5 protein-coding genes are annotated in these 6,983 nt (G+C 72.6%); 2 read left to right on the forward strand and 3 right to left on the reverse strand.

Features of this window, described 5'->3' with window-relative positions; translation table 11 throughout:
- Window positions 1–46: 46 nt before the first annotated feature.
- Window positions 47–2,443: a polysaccharide lyase 8 family protein gene (locus AC07AW_RS34105; protein WP_478819347.1), complete on the reverse strand. Its 2,397-nt coding sequence runs from the start codon at window positions 2,441–2,443 to the stop codon at window positions 47–49.
- Window positions 2,444–2,457: 14 nt separating this feature from the next.
- Window positions 2,458–3,807 carry a M60 family metallopeptidase gene (locus AC07AW_RS34110; RefSeq protein ID WP_478819348.1) on the reverse strand — a complete coding sequence of 450 codons (1,350 nt, stop codon included), beginning with the start codon at window positions 3,805–3,807 and terminating at the stop codon, window positions 2,458–2,460.
- Window positions 3,808–3,984: 177 nt separating this feature from the next.
- Between AC07AW_RS34110 and AC07AW_RS34115 the strand changes: the two genes are divergently transcribed.
- Entirely contained in the window at window positions 3,985–5,109 is a 1,125-nt protein-coding gene (locus AC07AW_RS34115) for a LacI family DNA-binding transcriptional regulator (RefSeq protein WP_478819349.1), read from the forward strand.
- A 189-nt stretch (window positions 5,110–5,298) separates the two neighbouring features.
- Window positions 5,299–6,618, forward strand: coding sequence for an Ig-like domain-containing protein (locus AC07AW_RS34120; protein WP_478819350.1), 1,320 nt, complete (start codon window positions 5,299–5,301; stop codon window positions 6,616–6,618).
- 71 nt (window positions 6,619–6,689) lie between these two features.
- Here AC07AW_RS34120 and AC07AW_RS34125 read toward each other — a convergent pair.
- Window positions 6,690–6,983: ABC transporter permease (locus AC07AW_RS34125; RefSeq protein WP_478819351.1), on the reverse strand; the 294-nt coding region annotated here is incomplete at its 5' end.

Genomic DNA, 6,983 nt, shown 5'->3' on the forward strand with positions numbered 1-6,983 from the left:
CCCTCACTTCCTGGTCGGGGCGGCCGCGTCGGAACGGGCCTGGGGGTCAGTACAGTTCGGCGGCGTGCGTGTGCCCGCGCGAGCCGCCCACCCGGACGGTCAGGACCGGGCGGCGGCCGGCGGCGACCGTGACGGTGGCGTCGGCGCTCCGTACGCCCTCTACGGCCCACGGCAGTTCGACGGTGAGCGTGCCGCCGGTGCGGCCGGGGTCGGCGACGGCCACGGACACGCCTTCGTCGCGCCGCCGGAGCAGGACCGTGCCGGGGCCGCTCGCGGTGATCCCGGCGGCGGTGCCGGCGGCCCAGAAGTGGACGGCGATCAGCCCGAGCGCACGCACCCGGATGGCCTGCGCCGCGCCGGTGTTGGCGACGATCTCCACCGGACGGGACGCCGCCCAGGCGGCGGTGCGCGCCGCGCTGAAGCCGGGCAGCAGCGCGTAGGCGTAGCCCGCGCCCGTCGGTGAGACGCCGTGGTCGAACCAGAGGGTCGCATAGCGTCGGGTGGTCGTCTCGTCCGAACCACCGGTGTCCGCACCGGTGTTGATGTCGCGCCAGGCGCCGGTGCGATCCTCCCGCAGGGCGTGCACGTCGGTGCCGTCGGGGAAGACGTAGCCGCCCACGCCCTCCAGATGGGCCCAGCGCGCGCCGGGGACGACGGCGTCGGTCACGTCCCGTCCGTCGACGGTGAGCCGGTTCGCGCCCTCGGCGTGCAGGTTGCGGTTCTCGACGACCGTCTCGACCGTGCGGCCGTCGGAGGCCGTGATCCCGGCCCCGAGCGCGACGACCGCGTCGTCCAGACAGAACCATGCCTTGCGGGCGCGCAGCGTGCTGCCGTTCCCGATCAGTTCCATCGCGGCGGCCCCGTAGCGGCCGTCGAGGACGGCGCCGCCGGCGACCGCGTTGGCGGGCCGGTACGTGCTCGTCCCGGGCGCGCTGCCCGCGTCGGCGCGCGGCCGCGTGTCCACGGTGGTTCCCGGCAGCCGGTACGGGTCGACGGTGGGCCAGAAGTCGTCGGAGTACTGGGCGCGATCGGCGTCGTACAGGTACGTCATTCCGTCGCCCGTGTACCAGCCGTGCAGGTTCTCGCCGTTGCCCGCCTCGTACGCGGCGATCCGCTTCGACGACAGGCTGAGGGCCAGTGTCCACCCCGGGCGGCGGTGCACGATCCGGTCCATGTCGGCGAAGACCGTGTGACCGACGGCGGGCGGGGCGGCGGGGATCGCCGGGTCGGCGAGGACGGTGCTCGCCCGCCGGGTCGCGGCGATGCCGAGGAGCGGGAGGTAGGGCGTGGCGGTGTTGCGCTCGATCCAGCCCTTGGCGATCGCCCGCCATCGGGCGGCGTGCTCCGGTGGTGCGCCCAGGGCGAGGAGCAGCATGTTGGAGGTCGTGCCGGCGCCGGTGTGGAAGTCCCGCTCCCGGTTCCGGGATATCGCCCGGCCCCGGACCGCGTCCATCATCAGCCCGTCGAAGGTGACGGCGGCGAAACTCCGCTCGACGGCCTCGTGGATCACGGAGACGCCGGTGTCGGTGATGCGCCACTCCGAGTCGGCGAGCAGCGCCGTGAGGTAGGCGACCCGGCTGAGCAGGACGTTGCCGTAGGTGCCGGTGTAGGCGACGTTGTCGTGCTGGACGAACGAGCCGTCGGGGTAGAAGCCGTCGCCCGAGGAGACGTACCGGAAAAGGCTGTTCCGGCCCGCGTCGCGGGTGTCGGACAGCCCGTCACGGGCCAGGGCGAGCTTGTCGGCGCTCGCCCCGACGATGCCGCGCAGGGCGACGATCGCCGCCTTGTCGGCCCGGTTGGCGCCGGTCTCGGCGAGGGTGGGCAGATTGGTGCGGCGGTCCGGATTCGCGCAGAACCGGTCCACGACGGCGCAGTAGTCCGCGATCCGCCGAGGAGTGATGCGGTCGTGGAGCAGGACGCAGACGTCCATGAGGCTGCGCGGCGCGCCGATCTCCCAGAACCACCAGTTCCCGGACTCCGGCTTCGCGGGGTTGTAGGCCCGGTCGAAGAGGAGACCGAGCGCCTCGACGACCGCCGCTGCGACCTCCTCGTCGCCGTACAGCCCGGCACCCGGGGTGGCCCAGGCGGTGGCCAGGGTGAGCAGCCGCCCGTACGAGAGGGCGAAGTTGGACGGTGCGGCGACGGGCGCGAGGTCCGGCCAGAGGGCGGAGCGGTCGGTGCTCCGGTCCAGGGCCGCCCACTGCGCCGACGCCGAGGCGTTCAGGGACGTCAGCGCGGTGGAGTACACCGGGTCGAGGGGGTCGATGGCGCCGCCGGTGGCCAGCTCCGCCGCGCGGGCCCGCAGGGCGGCGAAGGGGTCGCCGGCCGGGGGAGCGGGGTCGGCGTGGGCGGCGCCCGTCCCGGTGGTGACCGGGAGGAGCAGGGCGCCGATGCCGGCGGCGAGCAGGGTGCGTCTGCGGGGCTTGAAGTCGGTCACGGTCATCCTCCCGGACGGGGTCAGTCGGTCAGGGTGCTCGGGTCGACGGCGGGCGCGGGCAGGTTCAGGGCGGCGATCTCGGCCCTGCCGACGGCGTCGACCGGGAACGCCCAGCGGTCGAGGAAGAACGTGGTGAGGTCGCGGCCGGCGACGCGGCTGGAGTACGTCGCGAGCGCCCGGTACCGCTTGGCCGTCTCCGTCCAGTCGGACTGCGGGTTCTCCTCGCGGACCAGCCGGTGCAGACGCGGCCAGAAGTCCTCGCCGAACGCCAGCTCCAGCTGGCGCAGGGGGACGAGCTTCTCGTACGCGGAGAAGGACTTCTCGTACGCGAGCCCCGCGCTGCCGAACTTGGCCTGCGCCGACTGGAAGTGGTGGAGGCCGGTGGTGGCGTTGACGGTGAGCAGGTTCGACGGCTGACCCAGGGTGCGCTGCGCTGCCAGGGAGTAGATGTTCACGGTCACTTCGGTGAGGCCGCTGGGCTTGTACGCCATCTGCTGATGGAGGTGCCCGAGCTCGTGGTACAGGCCCCAGCCCCGGGTGCGCAGGCCCTCGACGGTGGTGAGCCGGTCGAGGTAGGCGCGCGGGAAGCCGTTGTAGCCGTGGGTGGCGTAGGCGCCGACGCCGGTGGGGACCCGGGAGACCTCGGTGAAGTGGTACGGGCCCGCCTTGCGGCGGTGCACCGGAGCGGATCCGTCGAGGCCGCTGATCGCCGCGTGCGAGTCGATGACGGTCTCCAGGAGCCGCAGCAGCGCCTCGTGGTCCTGGTCGCGGTGGAGCAGCGCGCCCTCACGGGTGAGGGTGAGGATCGTGTGCGGCGCGGTCAGCTCGACGTACGGGACGTCCGTGAGCGCATCGAGTGCGCCCTGGTACTCGGCCTCGGTGGTGCGGCCCAGGTCGAACGTGGCCATCGGCACCGCCCCGGACCGGAACATGACGGCGGCGCGCTGACCCTCGCCGGCGAGGGTCAGGTAGACGGGGCCGCCGTGCGGGTCGGTGACGGTGTTGGCGCCGGGCTTGAGCGGATAGGCGCGCGGCGCGGTGATCGTGCCGTAGTTGTCCCACAGGCCGATCCACAGCGTCGGCACGAGTTCGTCGTACGGCAGCACGTTGAGGCTGAGCTCGGCGCCCGGCGGGACGTACAGACCGGTCGCGGTGAACTCGCTGCCGCGCAGCGCCTGGGCGAGGCGGAGCCGCTCGCTCTCCGCGCCGGGGCGAGCGGTCACGGTGACGGTCACGGGCAGGCCGGCGGAAGCGGCCTGTGCCGGGGAGGCGGCGGCGCGGGCGGGGGCGGCGCCCAGGAGGGCGGCCGCGCCGGCGCCGGCCAGGCCCGTGAGGACGGAACGACGGTCGACAGCGGGGTGGTGGGGCATCCGGTCTCCTCGGGGAGGGAGGGCCTGAACAGACTGCCCGACAGAATGTAAGCGTTTTCTGTCCCAGGCAAGAGGAGGGCCGGAGTTTCTAAGATTTACTACGATGCTGTACGGGAGTTGCCGGAGCATCGAGCAGTAAACGCTCTCCGCCGAGGCGCACACAGAGAGGCGGGACCGATGAAGGGCAGCCGACAGCAGACGGCGGGGGAGCCGCGGCGCGCGACCATCCGGGACGTGGCCGCACGCGCCGGTGTGTCGACGGCGACGGTGTCGCGGGTGCTCAACCGCAACTATCCGGTGGCGGAGGAGACCCGCGACCGGGTCGAGGGCGCGATGCGGGAGCTCGGCTATGTGGTGAACGCGCACGCACGGGCGCTGGCCGGTAGCTCCAATCGCACCGTGGGGATCATCGTCAGCGAGATCGTCGACCCGTTCTTCGCGTACATCGCGCGGGGCGTCGAGCGCGAGGCGGCCCGCACCGGACGGCTGTGCCTGGTCTGCTGCACGCAGGGCGACGCGAAGCGCGAGCTGGCCTTCGTCGACCTCCTGCACGAGCAGCGCGCCGACGTCGTCGTCCTGGTCGGGGGCAGCGTCGTCGACCGCGCCTACACGGCCGAACTCACGCGCCGGGCGGAGGAGCTGCACGCCGGAGGGTCGTCCCTGGTGCTGTGCGGCCGGCCGTCGCTCGGCGGAAAGGTGCCCGCGGCGGCGGTGGAGTACGACAACGAGGGCGGCGCCTTCGCCATCACCGACCACCTGCTGACCCAGGGGCACCGGCGGATCCTCTACCTCGGCGGTCCGCCCGCCGTGTCGACCACGCTGGACCGGCTGGCCGGCTACCGGCGGGCGCTTGACCTGCGCGGCGTCCCGGCGGACGAGGCCCTGGTGCACACCGGCGCCTTCAGCAGGGCCTTCGGCTACCGCAGGACCGTCGAACTCCTCGCCGCGGGGCTCGACTTCACGGCGATCTTCGCGGCGAACGACATCGTGGCGGCCGGCGCGGCGCAGGCGCTGGAGGAGGCGGGCGTCCGCATTCCCGAGGACGTCTCCCTCGTCGGGTACGACGACGTGCCCGTGGCCCAGGAGATGCGTCCGCGGCTGACCACCGTCCACATCCCCCTGGAGGAGATGGGGCGCCAGGCCGTACGGCTGGCCACCCCGGCGGACGAGGACGACGACGCCTGGCAGGCGCCGGTCTCGGGCCCGCACCGGCTGGGCACGCACATCGTCGTCCGTGACTCGGTGGCCCCGCCGAGGGCCGGCCGCTCGCGAGGGAGCGCGCGGCGCCCGGGGGGCCACTGAGAGGTCATCCGGAGTGGAGGCCCACCAGTGCCACGTCGGTCCTTCGGTGTCCGGGGACGGGATGGCCTAGATGGTATGCCGATAGGGTGAGTCGTTAGCAGGGTTTGGCGCTATCGGGAAGAGGTGAATTCCTGTTCTGTATACCAAGGCCTACGATGGCTGCCCTGTCACAAGTCCTCAGGAGGTCGTATGCGCACCCGTTGGCGTGCCCGCCACGTGCTCGCCCACCAGGGCGGCGGTCACGCACTGCTGCGGGACGGCGAGGTGGTGTGGGAGGACGACGTCATCGTGTACGTCGGACCGCACTACGACGGCCCGGTCGACGAGGACCGCGACCTCGGGCACTCCCTCGTCATGCCGGGTCTGATCGACCTCGACGCGCTCACCGACATCGACCACCTCGTGCTCGACTCGTGGTCCGACCCCGAACGCGGCCGCGGACTCCAGCGGTCCCTGGACTACTTCACCCACCGCCGTCAGGACGTGTTCACCCCCGAGGAGCGGCACACGATCCGCGAGTACGCCCTGGTGCAGCTCGCGCTGGGCCTGGCGACCTCCGACCAGATCGCCACGCTCAGCGTCGGCGACCACACCGTCGACGCCACCTACAGCGGCACCACGGACTTCGTGGGCAGCACGGCCGCCGCCCTCACCCAGACGGTGAGCAGGGCGCCGACCGTCACCACGCTCACCTCCAGCGCCAATCCGTCCTCGTACGGCCGGCCGGTGACCTTCACGGCCGTCGTCTGCCCGAGCGGCGCCAGCACCAGCCCCACGGCGGCGCCGACGGGCACGGTGACCTTCCGGGACGGCACCACCCTCCTCGGCACCGGGACGCTGAGCCCCGGTGGAGGCACGAACTGCGCGCGGGCGCAGCTCACCCACGCGAACCTGCTGCCCGGCAGCCACACCGTCACCGCCCAGTACAGCGGTGACGGCAACTACCTGGCCGGCGACCCCGCGACCGTCACCCAGACGGTTGCCTGCACCCGGACCATCACCGGCGACTACCCGCGGGACGTGTTCGCCAGCCGTGAGAGCACCTGCATCATCGACGCGCACGTGGGCGGCACGGTCCACGGCATCGCGCAGGGCGCGCTGTTCATCGGCAACTCGACCGTCACCGGCAGCGTCCTGTCGACGCAGGGCACCCTGTTCGCCATCTGCGACAGCCTGATCGACGGCTCCGTCGCCGTCGCGCGCGCCACCGGATTCGTCCTCCTGGGCGACCCCGGTGACGACGGCTGCCCGGCCAACCGCATCACCGGAGGCGTACAGCTGTCCGACAACACCTCGGGCGCCGAACTCGTCTCCAACGACATCGGCGGCTCCGTCCAGGTGAACGGCACCACGGGCAGCGGACCGTTCCCGATCGACAACCGGGCCGCGATCGTGGGCAACACCATCGGCGGATCGCTCAGCTGCGCGCGCAACGTGCCCCCGCCGAGCAACCGGGGCGTCCCGAACACCGTGACGGGCAGCCGCCGCGGCCAGTGCGCCGCCCTCTAGCAGTACGGCGACAACAACGGTGAAGGCCGCCACCCACAGGTGTGGGTGGCGGCCTTCCCGCGAGGGCGGGCCTACTTGGGGTCTCGGTTGAACACCGCCTTGGACCAGAAGTAGCCGAGGGTGGCGAGGGCGAGGCACCAGGCGAGGGCGAGCCAGCCGTTGTAGCCGATCTCGGTGCCCAGGAGCAGGCCGCGGAGGGTTTCGATGGCGGGGGTGAAGGGCTGGTACTGGGCGACGGGCTGGAACCAGCCGGGCATCTGGTCGACCGGGACGAAGGTGCTGGAGATCAGCGGCAGGAAGATCAGCGGCATCGCGTTGTTGCTGGCGGCCTCCGCGTTCGGGCTGACCATGCCCATCCCGACCGC

It is taken from the genome of Streptomyces sp. NPDC044003, assembly GCF_056435185.1.

Coding starts and splice junctions, on each gene's coding strand:
- AC07AW_RS34115 (WP_478819349.1), top strand. CDS start 3,985: ATGAAGGGCAGCCGACAGCAGACGGCGGGGGAGCCGCGGCGCGCGACC.
- AC07AW_RS34120 (WP_478819350.1), top strand. CDS start 5,299: ATGCGCACCCGTTGGCGTGCCCGCCACGTGCTCGCCCACCAGGGCGGC.
- AC07AW_RS34105 (WP_478819347.1), bottom strand. CDS start 2,443: ATGACCGTGACCGACTTCAAGCCCCGCAGACGCACCCTGCTCGCCGCC.
- AC07AW_RS34110 (WP_478819348.1), bottom strand. CDS start 3,807: ATGCCCCACCACCCCGCTGTCGACCGTCGTTCCGTCCTCACGGGCCTG.